The sequence below is a fragment of the Christiangramia pacifica genome (assembly GCF_057221535.1).
This window is the reverse complement of the sequence record NZ_CM170146.1, coordinates 1050247-1075283: the sequence shown is the minus strand read 5'-3', so window position 1 is coordinate 1075283 and position 25037 is coordinate 1050247. Positions and strand designations below refer to the sequence as shown.

Genomic DNA, 25037 nt, shown 5'->3' with positions numbered 1-25037 from the left:
TTTTTAGTCTCCTTTTTGTTTGAATCCTTCGATGGTCACGTATTTTCTCTTGCGATACCTCTGTACCAAAAATGAAAGCAGGCTTGGTCTTAAGATCAGTCCTATAATTCCTAATCCTGAAATCAGCGCGATCGCCGCTTCATAATTAACGAATTTATTCATCAGCCAGAAGAAGAAAATCGGAAGTATTAAAAGTGGAATGCTTACCAGCCACTGGCTGGCTCCCGTACCCTGGTAATTCATAAATGGACTTTTATCAAGGTCTATGGCCTTTTTATTGAATGAACCTGCGAATAGTAACATAGGCACGTTCACGCCTATATTGTAAATGGCACACGCAATATTCAGCAATAGGATATTCAAGCCGAAATAAATATAAGGCGTCGTTAAAATTGCCAAGACCACTACGCTGAAAGTGATCAGCATCATTTTAGAGGCAAGATACTGTCGCATCGGAATATTTTGGGCCATGATCATGGGATAGTAAGCTGCATCCCAGGAAGGCACAAATTGTCCGAAATTGATCATGAAAATTCCGGTCATAAAAATTCCCACGAAAACAAAAAAAGCTGGCATATCCTGATAGGCATCATTCGGGTAAAATATCATCCCATACCCTAAAATAATCAGGGAAAGATAAACAGTAGTTTTAGGTCTTTTATTTCTCCAGATAAGCTTGAGATCCTGCTGAAGAAATGGTGCAATGCTGCCAAACCTCTTAGTCCATCCAAATTCTTTGGTATTTACGCTCTTTGATTTACCCTTTAATCCCGCATCCAGGTAGAATTTACCAGAAAGATTTTTGAAATTCCAGGTATAAAGTAAAAGAAGCAAAACAACTGGAATGATTGCTAAATATGGCTGATTATAGAGATAATTAAATATTCGACCTACAAATTCTGTAATTTCAAAAATTTCCAGATAATCTAATAAAGTGAGTACCAGTCCTAAGAATATCACTGGAATAAGCGCTTTCAAATTTTCTGTAAAGCGTTTTTTTATGATGAAATTCAAGTAGTTGACGCATAAAATTGTTGCATAAACCGCGACCATCCAACCCAGCATATTTTGCGCCGGATAATCTTCTTTAACTATACAGAAAACTCCGAAAGGAACTATCAGCAATAGCGGCAGAAAATTATAAAAAGAGAAAAGCGACTTGACAAGCACGAAATTAACCACCTTACTTTTTTTGATAGGTATTACCATCAAAGGTTTAATATCTACTACCGGTAGCGTTTGTAATAAAAACCTGAAAAGAAGTTCAAAAAGAAAATAAATGAGCAAGAAACCGTTCACAACCTTCAACGGATCGCTTTCCGGATAGAACTCCTTCAGCATAGGAAATAAGGCAATTCCCAGGAAAAAGAACACGGTTGAAAAGTAAAGGGCAAGAAATGCCATCAGGATCTTCAAGCCTAAGCTTTTTCCAAAACTGGCAGATCTAAGGAAAGATTTCCATTCCAGCCAGATAAATTTTTTGAACATAAAAAACGCTATTTATTCAATTGGTATGGAAATTTAAACTTTTGTTACATTTCTAAAACAACCATACTTTGTATTTTTGCGCACAAATAAAAAATAATGAGTCAGTTCTATCCGCTAAAATTAAAGGAAATAATTCGTGAAACATCCCAGGCGGTAAGTTTATCTTTTGAGATACCTGAAAACCTGAAAGAAGAATTTAATTTCTCTGCAGGACAATACATTACCATTAAAACCGAATTGGACGGAGAGGAATTAAGACGGGCATATTCTTTATGCAGTGCTCCAAATTCCAATGAATTCAAAGTGACAGTTAAAGAGGTTGAAGGTGGAAAGTTTTCTGTAATCGCCAATAACAAATTAAAAGCAGGTGATGTACTTGAAGTACATCCGCCGGAAGGTAAATTTGTTTTTAAACCTGGAAATGAAGCAGGTCATTACGCAGCATTTGCAGCAGGAAGTGGAATTACACCAATACTTTCTATCATAAAATCTGTACTCCGCGATGAACCTAAAAGCAGGTTTGTACTTACTTACGGTAATAAAACGATTGATGATACTATTTTCTTCAAAGAGCTACTAGAACTCCAGTCAAAATTTCCAGACAGGCTTTTTGTAGAATTTATTTACAGCAGAACCAGGGAGGAAAACTCTCATTTCGGAAGAATTGAGACCAGTACGGTAAACTATGTTGTAAAGAATAAATTCAAGGATCATCCTTTTGATAGATTCTATTTATGCGGACCTGAAGAAATGATCAATCACGTTTCTGAAGTCCTGAAAAATAATGGAGTTAAAGATGATCAGATCTTATTTGAACTCTTCACGACAACTGCTGAAGAAAAAGAAATTGAAGGAGATACAGACGGAAAAACCGCTGTTACCATCATGGTAGACGATGAGGAATTTACTTTTTCTATGGACAGAACAGATGTTGTACTGGACGTAGCACTGGAAAATGATATCGATGTTCCTTATTCCTGTCAGGGCGGTATTTGCAGTAGCTGTATGGCCAGAATAACTGAAGGAAAAGCCGAAATGAGCAAAAACCAGATCCTTACTGATGAAGAGATCGATGAAGGATTTGTGTTAACCTGCCAGGCACATCCAACCACACCTACTTTAAAAGTAGATTTTGACGACGTTTAAGATCTAGATTATTTCCAGGATCTTCTGAATAACCTTTTCCGGAGGAATGCTGCGCATCACATCGTCGTAGCCCTCCGGATATTTATTTCCATAAACTGAAGTCGGAATCTTTGGATATAGATCCAGGTCTGGTAAAATACAGTTTTCCAAAGGCTGATTAAAAGCTTTAAAGCCGGTGTAAGGATGGGTAACTCCCCAAAGGCTCACTACCGGTACTCCGTAAATTGCAGCCAGATGCGCATTTCCACTATCCATGGAAAGCATAAGATCAAGGTTGGAAATAAGACTCAATTCCTCGGTAAACCTCAACTTACCAACAACGCTCACGGTATTCTGAAATTTTTGTTCCCAGTTTTCCAGTTTTTGTTTTTCCGATTCTCCTCCTCCAAATAAGATGATTTTGATCTTCCCGCCTGAAGATAATTCAGAGATCACCTCTTCCATCAGGTCTTCAGGATAGCATTTGGAATCGTGTTGTGCAAATGGAGCTATGCCAAGCCATTTCTGAGACTGTTTGCCAACAATATCATACACCTTGGGCAATAACTTCCTTTTTTGTGGTGGTTTATATTCAGAAAGCTCAAGAGGAAAACCTAATTCCTTAAAAACGTCTGCGTAGCGCTGGTGCGATGACTTCAGCTCTTTAAAAACCTTATTATTATCCCTGGTAAGTGCCTTTTTATCAGCCCGTCCCTTATCAATTTGCTTGAAAGGCATTCCGTAGAAATAAAAAAGGGACCTTAGCACATTAGTACGCAAAACATCGTGAAGATCTGCAACCGCGTCAATTTCTTCATCACGAAGTTCAGTAGCGAGTGTTCCCAGGCCTAAAACTCCGCTATGCACGCCTTTCAGATCTGCTTCATATACAGTTACATTTGGAAGATGACTGAAAAGTGGTCTGAAAAAGTGCTTGGTAAGCACGGTAATCTGAATATGAGGATAAGTTTGGACAAAAACGCTCAGTACAGGCACGGTCATCGCAACATCTCCCATCGCCGAAAAACGAATGGCAAGAATATGCTTTATATTACCGTTTTTATTAGCTGAAGATTGCCCTGAGCCGTTCATGTAAAATTATTTATTGCCTCGAAGTACCGGATTTAGTTCATCATCATTATACATTTTCATTTGCTTATAAACCTTCATGTACTTTTCTCCCTTCGAAATTGCTTCCAGAAGCTGATTGATAGCCGTAGAAAGATCGACTCTTTGCTCCAATAACACATCTAGTTTTGCTTTACACTTCATCTGGTGTTCCTGGGATGCGTCAGTTCTATTCGCTTCTTCAGCCATATGATAGATCTTCAAAGCCAGAATGGAAAGCCTGTCTATTGCCCATGCGGGACTTTCAGAATTGATGGTAGCATCGGTATTTGGCTCCACATCCTTGTATTTCTCTAGAAAATAACTGTCAATATATTCCACCGTATCCGTGCGGTCCTGGTTAGAAGCATCTATCTGCCGTTTTAGCGCTAATGCAGCCACAGGATCTATATTCTGGTCACGAATGATATCTTCATAATGCCACTGCACCGTATCTATCCAGCATTTTCTGTACAACAAGTGTTCTAATAATTCTTTTTCAGCGTCGTAAGGATTTTTGAATTCCTGATCTACCTGGTCTATTTCGTGATATTTTTCGATCACTTCTTGAAAAATGCTATTAGCTTTATCTGAAAACATATGATTAATTTCTTCTGATTCTTGATTTAACACCCTCGAAAATTTAAAATTTTCAAGTAGGTACAAAGATATTATTTTTAAAAAGAGTTTCGGCTGAAACCTGTAGTAAACATTAGAATCAAATGAAAAATGCAACGATAAAAGGCATAAGAATTAAGGTTATCAGAATGATCTCCTTTAGGATCTTATCCTTTTTACTATCGAAGTAATTGGAAGCGATAATGCTCAAAGGCACGAAGAAGAAGATTAATTCGCTTCCATTTTTAGTTGGTGAGAACAGGGCAACGCCAGCAGAAATTACCAGGCTAAAAAGGATCATACTCAACACCGGTCTTCGGGTTACACTTGCTTTCTGTATGGCCGAAAAATATTGAAATAAGGTCCAGATCAATAAGCCCAGAATAATACTCAAAGGAATTAAAAGCTCTAATTCCCCATATTTTGAAAAATCGAAATTACTTGCCTGGAACCAATCAGAAAATGAATATAGCTGGTCATAAGCTAGTAAGTGAAAACAAATTGTTAGTGAAACCACTGCTGAAAATGCTACAAATGGAACCAGCCAGTTCTTGAAACTCGAAGCGAAATTCAGAATCGCAAAGAACACTAGTAAAAAGAACAAAGCAGACCAGAAATGATAAAGTGTGGCGATGCTTATCCAGAAGGTCGCATCAAAGATCTTTTTCTGAATGAATTTATGAGACCTTAAACTAATGATCCTCCTTAAGCCGAAAAGAATACAGAGGTTGGATATTATAGCGGCTTCGTTTCTCAAAAGACTGCTGAAGGAGATACAAAATATCGTAAAAAGCAAGGTTTTAAAGGCGCTTCGCTTAGTTAGTTCATTTTTCTTTGCTATAAAATTGAGTACCAGAACGCTTAACACCAATAGAAGAAAAACTCCTGTTTTTTCAAAAAATTTTAGCCAATCAAAACCGTTTGTCCAGTTTGTAAAGCTCGCTCCAATGTAAAAAACAGAGAGCAGCAAAATGATCACCGAAAGGTTTATGGGTTTTGATTTACTAAAAAAGCTTGTTAGCATTAGGGTTTTTTATATTTTTGTACTCACAAACAAAGTTTACACAATGAGAGATTTTTTTGAGGGAATAGCGTGGCTTTTTGAAAATATACTTTTCTATCCTCTAGATGCATTAAGAGCACTTGAACTTGATTCCTGGTTTCTTGCAAACATCTTCAACTGGATATTCATGATCGTTGGTTTCCTTGCTTTCCTTTACTGGATGAAGCAATTGAAAATTTTTAACGATAGAAATGAAGAGAACAGAGAATCTACTTCTCACTCTTTCCTAGGATAAATCAAAACCTATATCCTTTCTAAAATACATCTTATCAAATTGTAGTTTATCTGCACTTTGATAAGATTTTTTTAGTGCCTTTTTGTAATCCTCACCAAAAGACGTCAGGGCGATCACCCTTCCTCCGTTAGTTAAGACTTTGCCTTCATCGTTTCTTGTTCCTGCATGAAAAATGATTGAATCTTCAATTTCTTTTATTCCTGAAATTTCTTTTCCCTTTTCATACGAACCGGGATATCCACCAGAAACCATCATTACCGTAGCAGCCGTTCTTGAATCAATCTCCAGGTCAGCCTTATCCAGATCAGTTTTCCAGGTCATCTCCAGTAATTCTACCAGATCAGATTTAATTCTTGGAAGAACTACTTCCGTTTCCGGATCTCCCATTCTCACGTTGTATTCGATGACGTAAGGTTCTTCATTCACTTTAATAAGGCCTATGAAAATAAAACCCTTATAATCTATATCCTCTTCAGAAAAACCTTTCACCGTTGGTTTGACAATCCGTTCTTCAATTTTCTGCATCAGCGTTTCATCTGCGAAAGGTACGGGGGAAATTGCGCCCATACCACCAGTATTCAAGCCGGTATCACCTTCACCAATTCTTTTGTAATCTTTTGCCGTGGGCAGAATCTTGTAGTTTTTCCCGTCTGTAAGCACAAAAACACTAAGTTCTATTCCATCAAGAAATTCCTCTATCACTACCTTTTTACTAGCTGCACCAAATTTTCCGGAAAGCATATTTTCCAGTTCCTTTTTAGCTTCTTCAAGGTCATCAATAATCAATACTCCTTTTCCGGCAGCCAGACCATCAGCCTTCAGAACATAAGGCGGGTTCAGCGTTTCCAGGAAATTCTTTCCTGCACCGAGACTTTCAAAACTAAAACTTTCATACGCCGCGGTTGGAATATCATACATAGCCATAAACTCCTTTGCTCTCTCCTTGCTTCCTTCCAGTAAGGCGCCACGACTGGACGGCCCGATGATTTGAATTTTCTTTAACCTGTCATCATTTTTGAAAAAATCTACGATCCCTTTTACCAGGGGATCTTCAGGTCCAACTACGATCATATCAATATCCTTTTCCAGGGCAGTTTTACCAACTTCTGCGAAATCTATTGGATTCACCGGAAGGTTCTCTGCAATCTCTGAAGTCCCGGCATTACCAGGAGCCACATACAAATTTCTGCATTTACTGCTTTGAGCGATCTTGTAAGCAAATGTATGCTCTCTACCACCCGAGCCTAGGATTAGAATATTCATGTAGTTGTGTTTTAAATGTTGCCTCAAAAATAATTGTTTGTAAATTGAAGCACCAATAAATTCGTTAAAAAAGCTTTACTGCCCTTGGATTGGTTTAAACTTTCTTTACAGCTGAATAAATTCCCCATCAAAAGGGCGCAGCAAACGCTGGAAAACATACAGAATATCCCGGAAGAGCACTATGCTAAATATCAACGAAAGCAGAGAAATGCGATCATTGATTATCATATTCAGCACAACGATTTTTATCGAGAATTCTTCAATTGGGATGGTTTTGATGACTGGAAGAAGGTTCCGATCATGAAGAAGTCTGATCTTCAACAGCCATTGAAAGAAAGGCTTAGCTCTACCTATAACTCTAAAACTGCCTACGTGGGTAAAACTTCCGGAAGCAGTGGCACCCCGTTTATTTTCGCTAAGAATCGCTTCGCTCATGCTTTAAGCTGGGCTGGATTTCAGGATAGGTATCGCTGGTATGATATAGACCTTAATAAGTCCCTGCAGGCCAGATTCTACGGAATTCCGCTTGATTTTTATGGCAATATTCAGGAGCGATTGAAGGACAGAATAAGCCTGAGAAGAAGGTTCAATATTTTTGACCTCAGCGAGAAGAAAATGGAGGATTTTCTGGAACGCTTTAAAAAATCAGATTTTAATTATTTGAATGGTTATACTAGTGCGATTGTACTCTTTGCCAGGTTTCTTCAAGAAAAAGGCATTATTCTGAAAGAGCTTTGCCCGAGCCTTAAAATTTGTATAGTGACTTCTGAAAGGCTTTTTGAAAAAGATAAGGAGCTTATCCAGAACTCACTGGGCGTACCTGTGATCAATGAATACGGCGCGAGTGAAGTCGGGTTAATTGCTTTTGAAGATGCCCACAATAACTGGATCGTGAATTCGGAAGATCTATATGTAGAGATCCTCGGTGAAAATGATGAAATTCTGCCTTATGGCGAAGAAGGCCGAGTAGTGATCACTTCTCTCTATAATAAAGCTCACCCGATGATTCGATATGATATCGGGGATATTGGTTCTCTTTCAAAAAACAGTTCCCTGAAAAAGCCAATTCTCGAAAAGCTTATAGGAAGAACCAATGATATTGCGCGGTTACCCGATGGAAAAGTAGTTCCGGGTCTAACTTTCTATTACGTTACCAAAACCATTATTGAAGATAACGGGCGTATAAAAGAGTTTGTAATCATTCAGACGAAAATAGATGAATTTGATATTGAATATGTAAGCAAAATTGAATTTACCGCCGATCAACGCAAGAAAATCCTGGAAGCCATCGCAACTTATGTGGGTGAAAATTTGAAGATCAATTTTGAAAGAAAGGATATTTTAAAACGCAGCAGAAGCGGAAAATTAAAGCAGTTTACTTCCTTGTTGAAATAGGTTTTACCTGCTTTGACTTGATAAAAAACTGTTCTCTCAGAAAGATGAGCATTTTCCAAATACTTTTCATAAAGCTGAAATTTAATACCTCATGATAAACTTTGAAATTGTATTTAAGCATTTCAATTTTGTTGGTCGAGATCGAATTTTTTCTCAACCGGTAAAATGCTAGCGATTCCTGGATACCTTCAATTGGTCCGCCTTCGTCGATAACCTTTAACCACAAAGCCCAATCCTGGCGTTTAGTGATTTGAGGACAATAGATCTTTCCCAGAATATCCACGTTATAAATTCCGGTTAGGTTACCAACATAATTCGCTTTCAGCAATTTCTCATAATGTAAAACTGGTAAGGCCTGTACTTTTTTATTTAGCAGATCGCCATTTTCATCAATTAGGTCATAACTGGAAAAACAAGCAGCTACATTAGGTTTGGATAATATTTTAAGCTGTTTTGAAAGCTTTTCAGGCTTCCAGAGGTCATCGGCATCAAGAAAGGCAATGTAGACACCTGAAGCTGCTTTTATGCCTTTATTTCGGCTATGATGCGTTCCGGAATTCGTTGGGTTGGATAACAAATGAATTCTTGCATCCTTTTCAGCAAAAGATTTAACGATTTCTATCGTGGAATCTGTAGAGGCATCATCAATAACAAGCAATTCCCAGTTCTGGTGATCCTGATTAATAACCGACTGTATAGATTCAGTTATAAAGGCCTCCGAATTATAAGCAGGCATTATAACTGATACCAGTCCCCTATTCTCCATTTTACCGTCTAATGTGTTTTGAAAAGTCCTTATGCTCCCTCTTTTGTAATTCTGCCTGACTCAGACTTTTGAAATAATCATAAGTGATCTTCATTCCTTCTGCGCGGGAAACCTTTGGTTCCCAGCCAAGCACTTCTTTAGCCCTAGTAATATCGGGCTGTCTTTGCATAGGGTCGTCTTTCGGAAGATCTTCAAAGACTATTTTTTGATCTGTACCCGTAAGTTTAATAATCTCTTTGGCAAAATCCAAAATACTTATCTCGTCAGGATTTCCAATGTTTACAGGTTGCGAGTAATCACTTAATAATAATCTGTAAATACCTTCTACCTGGTCATCTACAAAGCAGAAAGATCTAGTTTGCGAACCATCCCCGAAAACCGTTAAATCTTCTCCTCTCAATGCCTGACCAATAAAAGCTGGAATAACACGACCATCATTTAATCGCATTCTTGGACCATAGGTATTGAATATTCTAGCAATTCTTGTTTCCAGACCGTGAAAATTATGATATGCCATAGTGATGGATTCCTGGAATCGTTTTGCTTCATCATAAACTCCACGGGGTCCAATGGCATTGACATTTCCGTAATATTCTTCGTCCTGAGGATGCACTAATGGATCTCCATAAACCTCAGAAGTTGAAGCTATCAAAATTCTAGCGTTTTTCTCTTTTGCAAGTCCTAGACAATGAAGTGTTCCGATAGATCCTACTTTTAAAGTCTGGATTGGTATTTTAAGGTAGTCTATTGGACTAGCTGGTGAAGCAAAATGTAAGATATAATCAAGTTCACCGGCAACATGAACAAATTTGGTGATATCGTGATGGTGAAATTCAAAGTTCTGAACCTTCATCAGGTGTTCAATGTTCTTAAGATCCCCGGTGATAAGGTTATCCATACCGATCACTTCATAACCTTCTTTTAGAAATCTATCACAAAGATGAGAACCTAAGAAACCTGCTGCTCCCGTAATAAGTATTCTTTTCGCCATTTTTTGAACCAGATAATTAATCTATCGTATCTAAAAGATCATGGAGACTTATTTTCCAGTCTTTTACAGGCCCGAAAATCTTAGTGATCTTTTCTTTCGAAAGCACACTATATTCAGGTCTTACAGCCAAGGTCTTAAAAAATCCTGTCTTATTCAATGTTACCTGATTCATTTTTCCTGAATAGTTCAAAATTTCTTCAGCAAAATCATACCAGGTAGCTTCTCCCTCATTGCTGAAATGGTAAATTCCGAAGCATTTATTTTCGGTTGAAATTAAATCCAGGACGAACGCGGCTAGATCATTAGCATTGGTGGGTGTTCCTTTTTGGGAAGTTGTGATATTAAGTTCAGCACCTTCGTCTGCCTTTCTTAAAATAGTCCGGAAAAAGTTATGTCCAAATTCTGAATAAAGCCAGGAAGTTCTGAAAATGAAAAATTCAGTCATTTTAGACTGTATCTCTTCTTCACCTTTCAGTTTGGAAGCTCCGTACACATTGATAGGATCTACCTCATCACTCTCTTTATATGGCTTATTAGCTTTACCATTGAACACGTAATCTGTAGAAAAATGAAAGAGGATAACATCCTTTGTAGCACAAATTTCAGCCAAATTTCCTACGCTTTCCGCGTTTACCAGGAATGCTTTTTCAGGTTCGTTTTCGGCTTGCTCCACATTTGTATAAGCTGCCGTATTAATGCAGTATTCTATTTTATTTTCAGAAAAAAACTTTCTCAGATCATCTTTTGATGTAATATCGAGTTCTTCCGAAGAACAATATATAAACTTAAAATTCCGGTATTTTTTTGCTTGCATTTGAAAACAATGTCCCAGCTGCCCGTTCGCTCCTGTAACTAAAACTGTTATCATTCAAAACTTTCTTTAAAAGTCGGCAACTTCCGATCTTTGTCAGATAAGATCAGTTCTCTTTCCGGAAAGTTCCAGTCGATATTCAGGTCTGGATCATTATAAATTATTCCACCTTCCGAACCCGGTGTGTAGTATTGATCGCATTTATAGGCGAACACAGATTTTTCTGAAAGCGTCAGGAATCCATGACCAAAACCTTTCGGAACATATAACTGGTATAGATTTTCATCATCCAGAATTACCGAATAAACCTGCTTAAATGTTGGTGAATCAGGTCTTAGATCAACCACCACATCCAGAACCTTTCCGTAAATCACCCGAACAATTTTGGTTTGTGCAAATTCACCTTTCTGGTAATGCATTCCGCGTAAAACTCCATATTTCGAAACCGACTGATTATCTTGAACAAATTCTTCATCTAAGCCGGAAAGTTCGGCAAATCTCTGACGCTGATAGGTTTCCAAAAAGATTCCACGTTGATCCTCGAATAATCTAGGTTTGATAAGAAAACAATCTTTTAAAGGAGTTTCTTCTACCTGCATACTTCTGGTTTATGAGTTAAAAATCTGTTCAAGGATCTTTTCAGTAATTAGATACGTTGGTTTTACACCAGAAGTTCCAAGACCGCCAGAAGCCAGCGTACTTCCAGTTTCCAAAGGATTATCTGAAGCGTAATAGGCATATCTAACCTTTACTTCCTCATCTATACTTCCTCTCAATCTGGATGCAGCCTGGATCGCCTTTTGGTAATGCGCACCTTCCATTTCAAGACCGCAAACATTCCAGGTTGAATCATGGAAAAACCTTAAAATATCTTTATTCTGAAGTGAGGTTCCCAATACCGTGATCATCGCACCATCTACCACATTGATACCCTGACCTTCGAGATCAGATTTTTTTAACTGATTTTCAAAAGGATAATTATCTGCAGTTCCTTCAAAAAGGTGAGCATCAGGAATCATGATATCACCTTTTCCTCCTTCCAGGATTCCGGCTTTCCCCATGATGGAAATTGACTTTACATTCATTTTCACCTCTTTATCTTCATGATTAAAAGGTTTCAATAACTCATCCATGGTTTCATAAGCCTGCTCTCCAAAAGCATAATCCATCACGATAATAACCGGTTTTTCTTCATTTTTCAGTTCGCTGAATTTAGTTCCTGAAAAACCATCTACAAGTTTTGCCGTATCAAATATTTGAACATCTATATTGGTTCCGCTCTTATCCTCGATAAAGAACATTCCTTTATCAAGAGCAGTTTTAGTAACCTTATTCCTTAAAGAACCATTCCCGCTATCAGAAAGTTCTTCATAGATATCCAGTGGCTTTTTCTTTTTAAGTTCAGTTTTCAGTGCGCACGGTGTATAAAGAGTATTCATAACACTATGCATATTCGCGCTGATGATATGAATAGGTCTTTCCATCAGCTTATTTTCAATAAGCTTTAGTTTGATATCATTAGACCAGATCTCACCGTGAATATGGTGTCCCAAACGTTCCCTTAAAACCGGACTGAAAGTGATGATCCTCTTCTCATTTTTAACCGCTTCACGAATGGCCATTTTTCCTAAAGACCAGATCACTCTCAGAAAACGATCAGGATTATCAGGAGTTGAAAATTTTGGATATAACCTGCTTATTTCAAGAAATGTTCTACCCAAAATACTTGCGGTATGTGTTAAGGCAACCTCCCTTTGCGCCTGCGTTAATGCTTCCGTTTGCGTTACGGCAGTTTCCAATTTTTCCCAATCGCGGTTTACACTTCCCTCTTCATCGATTAAAACCCTTTTCATGATCTTATGTGACTCGATAAAAAGAAATGTAAGGTGGGTAAGAATATCATAAATTTCAGATCTACCTCTGGTGATCTCGATATTCATTTGTTCTTCATCAATACGGTAACAGTTTCTCCTTCTTTTTGGAGGTACGATCGGCTTGAAATGTGAATTTCCATAACCCTCATCACTGGTTAAATTGATGAACCTGCATTCTTCAATTCCCTGTGGCAGCCTGTCTATCACATAAAGAAGACCTTCCAGCTCAGCTTTGTCATTAGCAATAGATCCGTAAATTTCAGGTCTTAGGGTAAGCAATGATTCTCTTAAAGTTTCTCCGGAAACACCCATTGGCTTATAAAAACCGCGGTTAAAAAGGTGTCTCATGGTAATATACATGCGCTCAATCGCACCTGAGCTTTCCTGTGCTCTCGTTCTGCCCTGTAATTTTAATATAGACATAGTAGTTTTTTAAATAATCTCATTTAGTTTGTCCGCAATCTTACGGTCGTTAGACAATCTCGGGAGCTTATTCTGTCCTCCCAGCTTTCCAATGGACTTCATATATTCCTGAAAAGCGTTCTGCGGCACTTTCGTGATTTTCAGTCTCTGTAAAATATTTCCTTCCAGAAGATCCAGATAATAGGAATTTTGCTTCTGAAGAGACCTGTCGATAATTTCAGCAAATTTATTCAAATCTTCCGGTTCCTGCTCAAATTCTATAAACCATTCATGATAAGGCAACTCATCACCATCCGGATTTATTTGCGGCGCTACTGTAAATTCACTTATTGCGGCACCCGTTTTAGTCACGGCAACCTGCATGGCTTCCTCCACTTCCTTAGCAATGACATGCTCTCCAAAAGCTGAAATAAAATGTTTGATTCTACCAGATACCATTACCCGGTAAGGAGTGGTAGAAGTAAATTGAATGGTATCTCCAATATTATAAGCCCATAATCCGGCGCTGGAAGAAATGATCATTACGTAATTTACCCCAACCTCAACATCCTTAAGAAGCAATCTTTCCGGATTTTCATTAAAAAATTCATCTGCTTTTACGAACTCGTAGAACATTCCGGAATCTAGCTGAAGCAGCATTCCCTTTTCGTTTTGCTTATCCTGGAAGGCAAAAAACCCTTCAGAAGCAGGATATAATTCAATGCTATCTACTTTTCTACCGATTAGATTTTCAAATTTCGATCTATAGGGCTCATAATTGACTCCGCCGTAAATAAATAGGTTGAAATTCGGGAAAATATCACCAACCTTTTTACCGGTTTTATCAATTAGCCGTTCAAAATACATCTGCACCCAGGAAGGAATCCCACTAATTACAGACATATCTTCTTTAACTGTTTCTTCAACGATTGCATCAACTTTATCTTCCCAGTCTTCGATACAATTTGTTTCCCAGCTAGGCATTCTATTCTTCTGAAGATAACCCGGTACATAATGCGCTACGATGCCGGAAAGTCTTCCCAGTTTTACACCATTTTTCTCATCCAACTCCGGACTTCCCTGAAGAAATATCATTTTGCCATCAACAAATTTCGAATTTCCGGTGTCATGGATATAGCATAGAATTGCATTTCGCGCAGCATTGATATGCGTGGGCATGGATTCTTTTGTAAGTGGAATGTATTTCGCCCCGCTGGTAGTTCCGGAAGTTTTAGCATAATATAGTGGCTTTCCCGGCCATAATATATCATCTTTTCCCTCCACCATGAGGTCTACATAAGATTTCAATTCCTCATAATCCCTGATAGGTACTTTTTGAATGAAATCTGAATGAGATTTAATATTCTTAAAATCGTGTTCTTCCCCGAACCTGGTATTTTTGGCCTTTTCAATTAAATCCTGAAATACCTTTTGCTGGGTTTCATGAGGGTTTGAAGCCCATTTATCTATCTTTTTTCTGATTTGGGAGGCGAAAATTTTTGCTGCGAAAGATTTTATAGACATAAATTAATTGAAATCAATATATTCTGAAGGATCTACCGGATTTCCTTCGTTCCATAGTTCAAAATGTAAATGAGGACCGGTGGTCAATTCCCCTGTATTTCCTGCGGTAGCAATCACTTCTCCCCCGCGCACCATATCTCCCTGAGATTTGGTTAAAGAGGCATTATGTTTATAAACCGAAAGTAAGCCATAACTGTGTTCTACCAATATCACGTAGCCGGTTTCCGCAGTCCATTCAGCAAAGATCACTCGGCCATCTGCAACAGATTTTATCGGGGAATTCCGTGTTGTAACAACATCCACAGCGTAGTGCTTATCTTCAATACTGTAGGGCTCAGATATAGATCCTTTTACTGGGGGAAAAAGAGAGAAATTGATATTATCTGTAGCCGTTGGTAAAATATTGTATTTGTCTTCCTGCGCTACTTCCTCTCTCAGCAAAGAATCTGCTTTAATACGGTTGATCTCTTCGTATTCAATATCTGTAATGGGCTGACTTAAAATGGAATCGCGGTTCAACTGATCCAGATCCAGCTCTCCCGTAAGAGCATTTTTAATAGATAGTAAATATTGATCGTTCAGACGGATCACATTTTGAAGGGAGTCTGAAGTATAGGCGAGATTAGCCGCTCTTTCTTTTAATTTTGCCGAAGAATAGCCAGGAATATATTCCCTTAATGGAGTAAAAGCAATGAGTACAGTAGTTGCTGCAATTAGAAATATAACTGATAATCCCACAGCCACAAAGACATTCAGTCTGGTTAATCTAAATGAAAATCGCTCCTCAAAAGTATCTTCATTAAGAACAACCATTCTATACTTATGAAGAAGTTTTTTAGCGAACTTCCTTTTTTCTCTCTTATTTTGAGCCATAGCCGTTATTAAGTATTACAAAGATAAATTAAATAATTTCCTGCCATACTTCTGCAAAAGACTTATTGGTGTTACTTGTATCGCTTAGCAATTTATTGTCTTATTAACGTTTATATTGCTGAATTCTTGTTAAGTTTGTAGAACTAAATTAAAAGACATGAACGCATTTATTTTGCCTTTGGCTATAGGAGCACCGCAAATAATTTTAATTGTAGTGGTGATATTGTTGCTTTTTGGAGGACGTAAAATTCCTGAATTAATGAGAGGTCTTGGTAGTGGAATTAAAGAATTCAAAGACGCTTCCAAAGATGATGAAAATGGAACAAATCCAGATGAAAGTAAAAAAGTACCTGAAGAGAATAAATAATCTCTGAAATCATAAAGCATAAAAAAACCCAACTTTTCAGTTGGGTTTTTTTATTTAATCAATCTTCGCCGATTGCAATATCGCATCGAGCTCGAAGATGTTATCTCTTTTTCCTCTAGAAGGAGAAAATACAAATCCTTCCAGTATAACGAACCTGTTGTTCTTCTCATCCTTCACCGCGTAATTTACAAATGGACCAGCCATAAAATCATTCTGAACTTCCCAGGTTCCACGAGTCTCGTACGCAAATTTACCGTCTATTTCTGTTTCAAAAAGGTATGGAGCATAGGCTTTTTCTGTGATCATGTAAGATCCTTCAAGTCTTCCAGGAATCTGGGCTTCTCCGATTGAATCTCTCATTTTAATGATATTCGCTATCACACTAGAGTCGTTTTCAATCTTGTTGATTGGCACTTCATACACCAGTATTTCCATACTTCCCTTTGGAATTTCTTTTCTGATCCAAGAGAAATGATCTTCTTCCTTGGCATATCTGTAAGCAGTAGGAAATTTAAGGTTTATACCGAATTTTTCACTCAGCGCATCATCCTTATTCAGGGATTTTCTAATTCTTCGTTGCTTTTCGGTGAGCTCTGTTTTCTTCAAAAGTTTGATGATAGAATCAGATCTTTTATTGATGACATCGATAATATCTTCAGAACTATTTCCCTGGACCACGATACCCGTTTGAGGGCGGGCAAATTCATCTTTAATAAGATCCATTCCTTTATTACCGCCTTCTTCTATTTTTAAGAAGATTCGGCTGTTTCTAACGAATCCGGTGAAGGTCTCTGGTGGTATTTGACTTAAACTGAATAAAGGCTCTTCCTGAGGCAGCCCATCAACCGGTGCAGCCAGGTTTGTTCTTATCGCCTCTCCTACTGAACCTTCCCAAAGTCCATTATCTATGACTATGGTAAGTTGATTTATATTTCCGGAAGAATCAGAAAGAATCCGGTCATTTTTCTCTGAGGATTTTTCCTCGCTGTTATTACAGGAAATTAAAAGGAAAATACTGGCTAGCAGGATTAGGCTACGTTTCATTTTTTCGGTTTTGATTTAACGCCCTTAACCTTTGGAAAGCTTTAATTTCATTCCCGGTTTAAGGCTATTAGTGTTCATATCGTTCCAAGACCTCAAATTCTGTACCGTAACGCCCGGAAACTTTTTAGAAATGCTCCAAAGCGAATCTCCGCGCCTTACTGTATAAAATCTTGGATTCGAACTTTTACTGGAATTTGAAGAACCTGAACTGGAAGCAACTTCTACCGGTTTCCTTGGATATATGGTCAAATACTGGCCAATTCGAAGGTTATTGCTTCTCATATTATTCCATTGCTTGATACTGCTTATCCCTACTCCATATTTTTCAGCGATCTTTCCTAAATAATCTCCGCTTCTTACCCGATATCTTATTCGATCTTCGGTTTCAACGTACTTCGGAAGTTCCTTTTTCTCCTCTTCTAGATCATTTTTTGCAAAATCATAGATCGCACTTTCATTCGAAACGAATTTTCCAGTGGCTGGTTTAGGCAGTCGTAAACTGTACTGTTCATCTTCCACGAAGGGAATTATATCTAATTTGTAACTCGGGTTCAAAAACTGAAGCATTTCCTTTTCAACTCCCGTTACCTTACTAATCTGATCAAAAGAAAGTAATTGCTTTACTTGAATGGTATCAGTTTCAAAGTAAACTACATCGGGATTAGACGGCTGAAATTTGTGCTCATCAGCGTATTCAAATAAATATAAAGTTGCCAAAAATGCTGGAACATATCCGGCTGTTTCACGTGGAAGAAATCTTCTTAAATGCCAGTAATCTGTACTACCGCCGCTTCTTCTAATTGCTTTGGATACATTTCCCGGACCTGAGTTATAAGAGGCTAATACAAGATCCCAATCTCCAAATACTTTATAGAGGCTTGCCAGGTATTGCGCAGCCGCTTCCGTAGACCTTTCAGGATCCATACGTTCATCAACATAAGAACTAACGTCCAGACCGTGCATCTTCCCTGTGGTGAACATAAATTGCCATAGACCGGTAGCACCAACTCTGGATTTGGCTCGCGGATTCAAGGCAGATTCTACGATGGCAAGGTATTTTATTTCTAATGGAATATCGTATTTATCCAGTTCCTGTTCGAACATTGGAAAATAATAACGACTAAGAGCCATCAATCTTTCCATCCCCTGTTTATTCCTTTTCAGATAAGATTTTATGACACTTTCTAAAATTGGGTTGTATTCAACATTAAAAGGTGTTCTGGCATTAAGCTTTGCCAATCTCGCTTTTAATGTGTCTGTAGGAAGGTCTTTATAAACTACATCTTCGTAATCCTGCTCTCTAATGCTTTTTTGCATTGTTTCGTAAAGATCAGAATTAGTCAATTCCCTCTTCCAAAGGGAATCAATAGTTTTGGCTTTCGGAAGATCGGCGAGCTTAACTTTAGACGAATCTCTTATTGCAGCAGAAATTGGCAATTTATCCCTAAATTCAGGGTCTGGTTGAGCCAGTTTTATTTCTGTATCATCACTCTTTTGAAATATCTGAACTCTGAAATTGGCTTTTTCAACTCTCTCCTTTTTCTTCTCCTGAGCCATTGCAGATACTCCCACGAGGAGCAACAACATCAATAATTTTTGTTTCAGCATAAATTCATTTTACATTAATCAACGTAAAATTTATCAAACTTCGTACCTCTTTAATTTTTGATCGCTTCGATTCCCGGCAAGGATTTTCCTTCTAACATCTCTAACATGGCGCCACCACCGGTAGAAACATAACTTACCTGATCTTCAAGTCCGAATTTTTTAACAGCAGCAACAGAATCTCCTCCTCCCACAAGTGAGAAAGCCCCTTCTTTGGTAGCCTCAGCAATGGCCTCACCTAATTGAATCGTTCCTTTGGCGAAAGTATCCATTTCAAATACTCCCAAAGGTCCGTTCCATAAGATGATCTTAGATTTTTTGATTACACTGGAAAAATTTCTGATAGTTTGAGGACCAACGTCCAATCCCATCCAGCCATCAGGAATATTGTCTACGCTTTCGGTTTGAGTGCTGGCCTGTTCAGAAAAGCTATCTGCAATCACCGAGTCAACTGGAAGATGTACTTCCACTCCTTTTTCCTTGGCTTTTTTAAGAATTTCCAGCGCAAGTTCCTGCTTATCGTCTTCAACCAGGGAATTACCAATGTGGCCTCCCTGAGCTTTGATGAACGTATAGGTCATACCACCTCCAATTATAAGGTGATCAATTTTATCAAGAATATTCTCTATAACTGTAATCTTAGAAGAAACTTTTGCACCACCTAATACTGCGGTGACAGGCTTTTCTGTACTATTCAATACTTTATCAAGACTTTTGATCTCCTTAGCTAATAGATATCCAAAGCATTTATCTTCAAAGAATTTAGCTACTACCGTAGTAGAAGCGTGTGCTCTGTGCGCAGTTCCAAATGCGTCATTCACATAAATATCACCTAATTTGGAAAGGCTTTCAGCAAAGGCTTCATCTCCATCGGTTTCTTCATCATGGTAACGAAGATTTTCCAATAACAGGATCTCACCTGATTCCAGGTTTTTCGCGGCATTTTCAACTTCTTCTCCCACGCAATCTTCAACAAATTTCACTTCAACACCAAGAACTTCAGAAACCTTTTTAGTGATATGCTGTAGTGAATATTTACTTTCTTTTCCTTTTGGTCTTCCTAAATGAGACATTAAAACAACACTTCCACCGTCTTCCAGAATTTTAATAATCGTTGGTTTTGCCGCTTCAATTCGATTAGCATCGGTTACTTCCATTTCTTCATTTAATGGAACATTGAAGTCCACTCTAATAAGTGCTCTTTTATTATTAAAATTGTAGTCGTCTAATGTTTTCATAGTATTGCTTTCTTACAAATATAATTTTTTCCGAAGATAATAAAGCTTATATAATTTTATATTTGCGTATGCTTTTTAACGATGTAATAGGTCTTCCGCATATAAAAAATCACCTGACGACCACTGCCGACAGAAACAGAATTCCTCACGCCCAACTTTTTACAGGAAAGCCGGGAAGTGGCGCTCTGCCTATGGCTATCGCCTATGCCCAATATATTCTTTGCAAAAATACCGGTGGAGAAAATGATAATCCGGCTTCACAAAGCTGCAATTTGAAATTTAAAAATCTGTCGCATCCAGATCTTCATTTCGCTTTTCCGGTTGCGGTAAATGATAAAATTAAAAGTCATCCTGTTTCCTCACATTTTCTTGATGAATGGAGGGAATTTCTGAAAACAAATCCTTACGGCAGTTTATATGATTGGTATCAGTATTTGGGAGTTGAAAACAAACAAGGAAAAATTGGCGTAGATGAAGCCCAGAATATCGTTAAATCATTGTCTTTAAAAGCTTATGAAGGCGGTTTTAAGGTAATGATCATCTGGATGGCTGAAAAAATGAACATGGAAGCAGCCAACAAGCTTCTTAAGCTTATTGAGGAACCACCTAATAATACTGTTTTCATATTAATTGCTGAAGATGAGGAACAGATCATCCAGACGATTAGATCCAGGTGCCAGAGCCTATATTTCCCTCCTCTTAGTGAAGCCGATATTGCCAAAACTCTCGAGGATAATGAGAATTGCAGCCCTACCGATGCAAAAAAGATTGCTCACCAGGCAAATGGGGATTATACGAAAGCCATCCATATTTTAAGGAAAAATTCTGGCGACGAGCAATTTGAAGCCTGGTTTATAAGTTGGGTTAGGAGCGCTTTTAAAGCAAAAGGCAATAAATCTACGGTACTGGAGCTGGTTTCCTGGAGCGAAGAGATCGCTGCCTTAGGACGTGAAACTCAAAAAAGTTTCCTTCTTTATTGTATAGATTTCTTCAGGCAATCTTTGTTGATGAACTATAAAGCAAAAACACTTGTTTACCTGGAACCTTCCGCCGAAAAATTCAAATTAGAAAATTTTGCGCCATTCGTGCACGGTAATAATATCAGCGACATTACCAACGCTCTCGAAACGGCAATTTATCATATTGAAAGAAATGGGAACGCGAAAATAATTCTTACCGATCTTTCAATTAAACTAACCAGATTTTTACATAAAAAAGCAGCCTAACAAAATGGAAAACCTTACTTCAAACATCACCGAAATTCTAATTTTAATTTTTATTCTCATCACCTTTTTGCAATCAGGTATAGATAAAGCAGCAGACTGGAAAGGAAATACAGGATGGCTTAAAGAACATTTTTCTGGGACTATGCTTTCAGGTATGGTGCCACTTATGGTGGGTATAATTATGATCATTGAAATAATTACAGGGATTTTATCCATCGCAGCAATTTTTCATCTGTTAGCTTACAATGAACCATCATTTGCTCTATACACTTGTGTACTTGCATGTGTCACCCTGTTAATGCTTTTATTCGGACAGAGGATAGCAAAAGATTATGCTGGAGCATTCACGCTTACCGGCTATTTCGTGGTCTCGATCATTGGAGTGTATATTTTAAGCTAAAACCTTCCTGATCAAATAGCATAAAAAAAGGCTTCAGAAATCTGAAGCCTTTTTTATTTTGTTATTGAAGATCTATTCTTCGTCTTCTATTTCGTCAGTTTCAGTTGTAGTAGATCCTCCATAGCCCTCGTTAAGTTCCTTAAGAACATCCTGAGTGATATCCAGACCTTCTTCCGCATACATGATATTGGCACTTTCGTTAGATCCAAAAATATAAGTATAGTTGTTCTCCTCGCCGTATTCCTTCACATAGTCCTTGATCTTGGTAACCATAGAATCCATGATCTTACTGTTTTCATCTCTAAGACGGTTTCCTACCATCTGCTGTTGTTGCTGCAGCATTTGTTGCTTTTGCATTAACTCCTGCTCTCTTGTTTTACGTTGAGATTCAGACATAGATCCCATTTGAGATTGATAAGCCTGAACTTCCTGTTGAAAAACCCTAGCAACTGAATCCAATTGTTTTCTCGCAGAATCTGATTTTGATGTCAAATTCGCTTCAACATCTTTAATCTCTTTATATTCTTTAACCAATACTGTTGTATCAACATAAGCAGTTTTTTGCTCATTACATGATACCATCATAATTGCAACAGCTGCAATTCCAATAAATCTTCTGATCATAATTTTTTCATTTTGTGAGGCAAATGTATAAAAGTATTTTTAGTGTAAAAGTAAAATAAGAAGCGGTTATAGTTATTTCTGATTGATCACGCAATAACTATAAAAATTTTTAATCATAATTCATTTAATTTAAATGCGATTTAAGAATAGATAATTTTTCTAGACGGCCAACTACTACGTTAGAGGATAAAAAGCGCTTAAAACGCTTAATTTTTCGTTTTTGATGCTTTTTTGAAGAAATAAACAACTGAAGAGTATTCCCCGGTCTGTTTTGCCTTCAAATTGGAAAGTAAACCTCGATAGATGGCATTGATAGGATTTATTTTGACATTCCCATTCTTTTCACTTAACAGACTCACATAAAAAGAATCGAATTTGAGAGGTTTTTCGTTCACCAGATTAAAACCTAAGTTTTCAATTTCAGTTTTGAGACCATCTCTGGAAAAATGCCACAAATGCCGGGGAGTATCCCAGGCGGCCCAATTTTCCTTGTAATATTTTGAATCGTAAGATTTGTAATTAGGAACGGCAATAATTAAAATCCCGTCATCTTCCAAAAGTTTATGCAATTCGGAAATCTTAGAAATATAATCCGGAATATGTTCCAAAACATGCCAAAGACTAATTACATGGAAAACTTCGTTTTCAATTTTTAAAAGATTTTCTTTAAGATTTACACCTTTGGAGATTCCCAGATCTCTGGCAGAATTATTTGGTTCAATTCCTTCTACTTTCCAATCAAGATTTTTCATCTCTTTTAGAAAATCTCCAGTACCCGCACCGTAATCTAAAATGCTTCCCTTTTTATAAAATTCCCTAATCCATTCAGCTTTTTTTGAAAGCATATAAGATTTCACAATTTGGTAAAGCCAATTCTGTAAACCTTTTTTAGAATCACTGTGAGAAATATAATCCTGACTTTCGTAATATTTTGAAAGATCATTTGGAACAGGAAAGGTTTTTAAAATTCCTTTTTTATGTTCCCTAATCTCAAATTTTTCACCAGAAACCAAATGATCTTTGCAGATCAAAATAGTTTCGGAATCAAACTTTGATTTATTTTCTTTAGTAGTTTGGTTCAATTTTTAAAATTTTGTTCCACGTGGAACATCAAAATTATCTACCCATATATACCAGAAGTACGGAAATATCATTAGGACTTACCCCGCTAATTCTTGATGCCTGAGAAACTGTGGCTGGCTGAACCTTTTTCAATTTTTCTCTTGCTTCGAAGGACATTGACTTGATATCTGAATAATCGAAATTTTTAGGGATTTTTATATCCTCCAGACGATTTAATTTATCCGCATTATTCTTCTCCTTTTGAATATATCCGGAATATTTTACCTGGATTTCTGTTTGCTCGATCATCTCTTCATCAAGTTCATTCTCAGAAATGAATTCCTCTACTCCACTGAAATTTTTAACATCCTCCATAGTGATCTGAGGTCTGGAAAATACTTTAAAGACTTTATCACTTTGTTTCATAGGAGAGGATTTCCTCTTTTCTAAAACAGGATTAGCTTCTTCCGGTACTACACTTAAATCTTTCAAAAACTCAACAAACTTAAAAGACTTCTCTTTCTTTTCTTCCATTTTGCGCATACGGTCCTCAGAAGCTAATCCTAAATTATAAGATTTCTCAGTCAATCTGAAATCTGCATTATCCTGCCTTAATAAAGTTCTGTATTCTGCCCTGGAAGTAAACATTCTATAAGGTTCTTCTGTTCCCTTCGTAATTAGATCATCTATAAGAACACCTATATATGCTTCATTACGCTTTAAAATAAATTCATCTTTTTCTTGAACTTTTAAAGCAGCATTTATCCCCGCCATCATTCCCTGGCAAGCAGCTTCTTCGTAACCCGTTGTACCATTGATCTGTCCCGCGAAGTACAAACCTTCCACTAATTTAGTTTCCAAGGTGTGCTTAAGTTGGGTTGGTGGGAAATAATCATATTCTATTGCATAACCGGGTCTGAAGAATTTTACATTCTCGAATCCAGCTACTGAACGTAAAGCTTTAAACTGAACATCCTCTGGCAAAGAAGTTGAAAATCCGTTCACATAAACTTCCACAGTATTCCACCCTTCAGGTTCTACAAAAAGTTGATGTCTATCTTTATCTGCAAACCGATTGATCTTATCTTCGATTGAAGGACAATATCTCGGGCCAATACTTTTTATTCGACCATTAAACATTGGAGACCTATCAAAACCTTCCTTCAATATTTCATGAACCTCGTTTGACGTATAAGTCATATAACAGGATCGTTGTTTTTTTAAAGGCTGTGTTTCATCAGAAAAAGAAAATTTACCAGGAATATCGTCTCCAGGTTGTTCAATCATTTGGGAATAATCCAGCGATCTTCCATCTACCCTAGGAGGGGTTCCGGTTTTCATTCTTCCAGCTTCGAAACCAACATCAATTAAATCCTTAGTGATTCCGGTTGCAGCTCTTTCTCCTGCTCTACCACCTCCAAATTGTTTATCCCCTATATGAATTAGTCCATTTAAAAATGTACCATTAGTACACACAACAGATTTAGCCATTATTTCCAATCCAAGGGAAGTTTTCACTCCAACAACCTTGTCATTCTTAATAATCAATCCTGCCACCATCTCCTGATAAAAATCAAGATTTGGAGTCTGCTCTAATTTCATTCTCCAGTCTTCAGCAAAACGCATTCTATCACTTTGAACTCTTGGACTCCACATTGCTGGTCCCTTGGACTTGTTCAGCATTTTAAACTGAATAGCGCTAGAATCACTAACAATTCCACTATAACCACCCATTGCATCAATTTCACGAACAATCTGACCTTTAGCAATTCCACCCATGGCCGGATTACAGCTCATTTGAGCGATATTCTGAAGGTTCATTGTGATAAGTAGTGTTTTACTACCCATATTGGCTGCAGCAGCGGCCGCTTCACTTCCGGCATGCCCAGCTCCAACTACAATAACATCATACTGCTTTTCGAACATATCCTATTTT

Annotated in this window: 24 protein-coding genes; 6 read left to right on the top strand and 18 right to left on the bottom strand. The window is 37.6% G+C overall.

The genetic code is table 11. The features are described from left to right. Positions 1-3: 3 nt before the first annotated feature. Positions 4-1488, bottom strand: coding sequence for a DUF5687 family protein (locus AC2S94_RS05015; protein ID WP_484630417.1), 1485 nt, complete (start codon positions 1486-1488; stop codon positions 4-6). Between the two features lie 96 nt (positions 1489-1584). Here AC2S94_RS05015 and AC2S94_RS05010 point away from each other — a divergent pair, with 96 nt between their 5' ends. Then, positions 1585-2634 carry a 2Fe-2S iron-sulfur cluster-binding protein gene (locus AC2S94_RS05010; protein ID WP_484630416.1) on the top strand — a complete coding sequence of 350 codons (1050 nt, stop codon included), beginning with the start codon at positions 1585-1587 and terminating at the stop codon, positions 2632-2634. Between the two features lie 3 nt (positions 2635-2637). Here AC2S94_RS05010 and AC2S94_RS05005 read toward each other — a convergent pair whose 3' ends face one another. The 3 genes from AC2S94_RS05005 to AC2S94_RS04995 form a co-directional block, all read right to left on the bottom strand. After that, positions 2638-3705 (bottom strand): glycosyltransferase family 9 protein, encoded by a 1068-nt coding sequence (locus tag AC2S94_RS05005; protein WP_484630415.1) that lies wholly within the window; start codon positions 3703-3705, stop codon positions 2638-2640. 6 nt (positions 3706-3711) lie between these two features. Beyond that, entirely contained in the window at positions 3712-4320 is a 609-nt protein-coding gene (locus AC2S94_RS05000) for a DUF4254 domain-containing protein (protein WP_484630898.1), read from the bottom strand. A 118-nt stretch (positions 4321-4438) separates the two neighbouring features. Beyond that, entirely contained in the window at positions 4439-5362 is a 924-nt protein-coding gene (locus tag AC2S94_RS04995) for a DUF6427 family protein (protein WP_484630414.1), read from the bottom strand. A gap of 43 nt (positions 5363-5405) precedes the next feature. Between AC2S94_RS04995 and AC2S94_RS04990 the strand changes: the two genes are divergently transcribed. Next, entirely contained in the window at positions 5406-5636 is a 231-nt protein-coding gene (locus tag AC2S94_RS04990) for a DUF6341 family protein (protein WP_484630413.1), read from the top strand. Here the strand turns inward: AC2S94_RS04990 and purD are convergent. After that, on the bottom strand, positions 5628-6899 hold the full coding sequence (gene purD, locus AC2S94_RS04985; protein ID WP_484630412.1) for a phosphoribosylamine--glycine ligase: 1272 nt from the start codon (positions 6897-6899) through the stop codon (positions 5628-5630). The genes AC2S94_RS04990 and purD overlap by 9 nt on opposite strands. Positions 6900-6983: 84 nt before the next feature. Between purD and AC2S94_RS04980 the strand changes: the two genes are divergently transcribed. Continuing rightward, positions 6984-8294 carry a phenylacetate--CoA ligase family protein gene (locus tag AC2S94_RS04980; protein WP_484630411.1) on the top strand — a complete coding sequence of 437 codons (1311 nt, stop codon included), beginning with the start codon at positions 6984-6986 and terminating at the stop codon, positions 8292-8294. On the opposite strand, the gene AC2S94_RS04975 is transcribed toward AC2S94_RS04980, so the two are convergent. The 7 genes from AC2S94_RS04975 to AC2S94_RS04945 are packed head-to-tail and all read right to left on the bottom strand — an operon-like array spanning position 8275 to position 15535. After that, the gene (locus AC2S94_RS04975) at positions 8275-9060 is read right to left on the bottom strand and encodes a glycosyltransferase family 2 protein (protein WP_484630410.1); all 786 of its coding nucleotides are present in this window, start codon (positions 9058-9060) and stop codon (positions 8275-8277) included. The two genes, AC2S94_RS04980 and AC2S94_RS04975, sit on opposite strands and share 20 nt — an antisense overlap. A 1-nt stretch (position 9061) precedes the next feature. Continuing rightward, entirely contained in the window at positions 9062-10051 is a 990-nt protein-coding gene (locus AC2S94_RS04970; protein WP_484630409.1) for a UDP-glucuronic acid decarboxylase family protein, read from the bottom strand. Between the two features lie 16 nt (positions 10052-10067). Continuing rightward, positions 10068-10919: a dTDP-4-dehydrorhamnose reductase gene (gene rfbD / locus AC2S94_RS04965; protein WP_484630408.1), complete on the bottom strand. Its 852-nt coding sequence runs from the start codon at positions 10917-10919 to the stop codon at positions 10068-10070. Next, on the bottom strand, positions 10916-11461 hold the full coding sequence (gene rfbC, locus AC2S94_RS04960) for a dTDP-4-dehydrorhamnose 3,5-epimerase (protein ID WP_484630407.1): 546 nt from the start codon (positions 11459-11461) through the stop codon (positions 10916-10918). Before rfbC ends, rfbD begins: the two co-directional genes overlap by 4 nt. Before the next feature lie 9 nt (positions 11462-11470). Beyond that, on the bottom strand, positions 11471-13159 hold the full coding sequence (locus tag AC2S94_RS04955) for a DUF6909 family protein (protein ID WP_484630406.1): 1689 nt from the start codon (positions 13157-13159) through the stop codon (positions 11471-11473). A 9-nt stretch (positions 13160-13168) separates the two neighbouring features. Continuing rightward, complete coding sequence (locus AC2S94_RS04950) at positions 13169-14662, bottom strand: GH3 auxin-responsive promoter family protein (RefSeq protein ID WP_484630405.1); 1494 nt, start codon at positions 14660-14662, stop codon at positions 13169-13171. A 3-nt stretch (positions 14663-14665) separates the two neighbouring features. Further along, complete coding sequence (locus tag AC2S94_RS04945) at positions 14666-15535, bottom strand: M23 family metallopeptidase (protein WP_484630404.1); 870 nt, start codon at positions 15533-15535, stop codon at positions 14666-14668. A 157-nt stretch (positions 15536-15692) separates the two neighbouring features. On the opposite strand from AC2S94_RS04945, the gene AC2S94_RS04940 reads away from it, so the two are divergent. Further along, entirely contained in the window at positions 15693-15902 is a 210-nt protein-coding gene (locus AC2S94_RS04940) for a twin-arginine translocase TatA/TatE family subunit (protein WP_484630403.1), read from the top strand. A gap of 54 nt (positions 15903-15956) precedes the next feature. Here AC2S94_RS04940 and AC2S94_RS04935 read toward each other — a convergent pair whose 3' ends face one another. The 3 genes from AC2S94_RS04935 to AC2S94_RS04925 are packed head-to-tail and all read right to left on the bottom strand — an operon-like array spanning position 15957 to position 19789. Then, entirely contained in the window at positions 15957-16946 is a 990-nt protein-coding gene (locus AC2S94_RS04935; RefSeq protein WP_484630402.1) for a DUF4837 family protein, read from the bottom strand. Positions 16947-16970: 24 nt separating this feature from the next. Further along, entirely contained in the window at positions 16971-18554 is a 1584-nt protein-coding gene (locus AC2S94_RS04930; RefSeq protein ID WP_484630401.1) for a lytic transglycosylase domain-containing protein, read from the bottom strand. Between the two features lie 50 nt (positions 18555-18604). After that, positions 18605-19789 (bottom strand): phosphoglycerate kinase, encoded by a 1185-nt coding sequence (locus tag AC2S94_RS04925; protein ID WP_484630400.1) that lies wholly within the window; start codon positions 19787-19789, stop codon positions 18605-18607. Between the two features lie 68 nt (positions 19790-19857). Here AC2S94_RS04925 and AC2S94_RS04920 point away from each other — a divergent pair, with 68 nt between their 5' ends. After that, positions 19858-21015: a DNA polymerase III subunit gene (locus AC2S94_RS04920; RefSeq protein WP_484630399.1), complete on the top strand. Its 1158-nt coding sequence runs from the start codon at positions 19858-19860 to the stop codon at positions 21013-21015. A gap of 4 nt (positions 21016-21019) precedes the next feature. Next, on the top strand, positions 21020-21415 hold the full coding sequence (locus tag AC2S94_RS04915) for a DoxX family protein (RefSeq protein ID WP_484630398.1): 396 nt from the start codon (positions 21020-21022) through the stop codon (positions 21413-21415). Between the two features lie 72 nt (positions 21416-21487). Here the strand turns inward: AC2S94_RS04915 and AC2S94_RS04910 are convergent, their stop codons facing one another. The 3 genes from AC2S94_RS04910 to mnmG all read right to left on the bottom strand — a co-directional run bounded on the left by AC2S94_RS04910 (position 21488) and on the right by mnmG (position 25027). Then, entirely contained in the window at positions 21488-22039 is a 552-nt protein-coding gene (locus AC2S94_RS04910; RefSeq protein WP_484630397.1) for an OmpH/Skp family outer membrane protein, read from the bottom strand. A 206-nt stretch (positions 22040-22245) separates the two neighbouring features. Further along, a complete protein-coding gene (locus AC2S94_RS04905; protein ID WP_484630396.1) occupies positions 22246-23121 on the bottom strand; it encodes a class I SAM-dependent methyltransferase in 876 nt (291 codons plus the stop codon). A gap of 34 nt (positions 23122-23155) precedes the next feature. Then, positions 23156-25027, bottom strand: a complete 1872-nt coding sequence (gene mnmG / locus AC2S94_RS04900; protein WP_484630395.1) for a tRNA uridine-5-carboxymethylaminomethyl(34) synthesis enzyme MnmG — start codon at positions 25025-25027, stop codon at positions 23156-23158. Positions 25028-25037 lie beyond the last annotated feature (10 nt).

What these genes read in the sequence shown, in the direction of transcription:
- AC2S94_RS05015 (WP_484630417.1), bottom strand. Translation starts at nt 1,488, where the DNA reads ATGTTCAAAAAATTTATCTGGCTGGAATGGAAATCTTTCCTTAGATCT.
- AC2S94_RS05010 (WP_484630416.1), top strand. Translation starts at nt 1,585, where the DNA reads ATGAGTCAGTTCTATCCGCTAAAATTAAAGGAAATAATTCGTGAAACA.
- AC2S94_RS05005 (WP_484630415.1), bottom strand. Translation starts at nt 3,705, where the DNA reads ATGAACGGCTCAGGGCAATCTTCAGCTAATAAAAACGGTAATATAAAG.
- AC2S94_RS05000 (WP_484630898.1), bottom strand. Translation starts at nt 4,320, where the DNA reads ATGTTTTCAGATAAAGCTAATAGCATTTTTCAAGAAGTGATCGAAAAA.
- AC2S94_RS04995 (WP_484630414.1), bottom strand. Translation starts at nt 5,362, where the DNA reads ATGCTAACAAGCTTTTTTAGTAAATCAAAACCCATAAACCTTTCGGTG.
- AC2S94_RS04990 (WP_484630413.1), top strand. Translation starts at nt 5,406, where the DNA reads ATGAGAGATTTTTTTGAGGGAATAGCGTGGCTTTTTGAAAATATACTT.
- purD (WP_484630412.1), bottom strand. Translation starts at nt 6,899, where the DNA reads ATGAATATTCTAATCCTAGGCTCGGGTGGTAGAGAGCATACATTTGCT.
- AC2S94_RS04975 (WP_484630410.1), bottom strand. Translation starts at nt 9,060, where the DNA reads ATGGAGAATAGGGGACTGGTATCAGTTATAATGCCTGCTTATAATTCG.
- AC2S94_RS04970 (WP_484630409.1), bottom strand. Translation starts at nt 10,051, where the DNA reads ATGGCGAAAAGAATACTTATTACGGGAGCAGCAGGTTTCTTAGGTTCT.
- rfbD (WP_484630408.1), bottom strand. Translation starts at nt 10,919, where the DNA reads ATGATAACAGTTTTAGTTACAGGAGCGAACGGGCAGCTGGGACATTGT.
- rfbC (WP_484630407.1), bottom strand. Translation starts at nt 11,461, where the DNA reads ATGCAGGTAGAAGAAACTCCTTTAAAAGATTGTTTTCTTATCAAACCT.
- AC2S94_RS04955 (WP_484630406.1), bottom strand. Translation starts at nt 13,159, where the DNA reads ATGTCTATATTAAAATTACAGGGCAGAACGAGAGCACAGGAAAGCTCA.
- AC2S94_RS04950 (WP_484630405.1), bottom strand. Translation starts at nt 14,662, where the DNA reads ATGTCTATAAAATCTTTCGCAGCAAAAATTTTCGCCTCCCAAATCAGA.
- AC2S94_RS04945 (WP_484630404.1), bottom strand. Translation starts at nt 15,535, where the DNA reads ATGGCTCAAAATAAGAGAGAAAAAAGGAAGTTCGCTAAAAAACTTCTT.
- AC2S94_RS04940 (WP_484630403.1), top strand. Translation starts at nt 15,693, where the DNA reads ATGAACGCATTTATTTTGCCTTTGGCTATAGGAGCACCGCAAATAATT.
- AC2S94_RS04935 (WP_484630402.1), bottom strand. Translation starts at nt 16,946, where the DNA reads ATGAAACGTAGCCTAATCCTGCTAGCCAGTATTTTCCTTTTAATTTCC.
- AC2S94_RS04930 (WP_484630401.1), bottom strand. Translation starts at nt 18,554, where the DNA reads ATGCTGAAACAAAAATTATTGATGTTGTTGCTCCTCGTGGGAGTATCT.
- AC2S94_RS04925 (WP_484630400.1), bottom strand. Translation starts at nt 19,789, where the DNA reads ATGAAAACATTAGACGACTACAATTTTAATAATAAAAGAGCACTTATT.
- AC2S94_RS04920 (WP_484630399.1), top strand. Translation starts at nt 19,858, where the DNA reads ATGCTTTTTAACGATGTAATAGGTCTTCCGCATATAAAAAATCACCTG.
- AC2S94_RS04915 (WP_484630398.1), top strand. Translation starts at nt 21,020, where the DNA reads ATGGAAAACCTTACTTCAAACATCACCGAAATTCTAATTTTAATTTTT.
- AC2S94_RS04910 (WP_484630397.1), bottom strand. Translation starts at nt 22,039, where the DNA reads ATGATCAGAAGATTTATTGGAATTGCAGCTGTTGCAATTATGATGGTA.
- mnmG (WP_484630395.1), bottom strand. Translation starts at nt 25,027, where the DNA reads ATGTTCGAAAAGCAGTATGATGTTATTGTAGTTGGAGCTGGGCATGCC.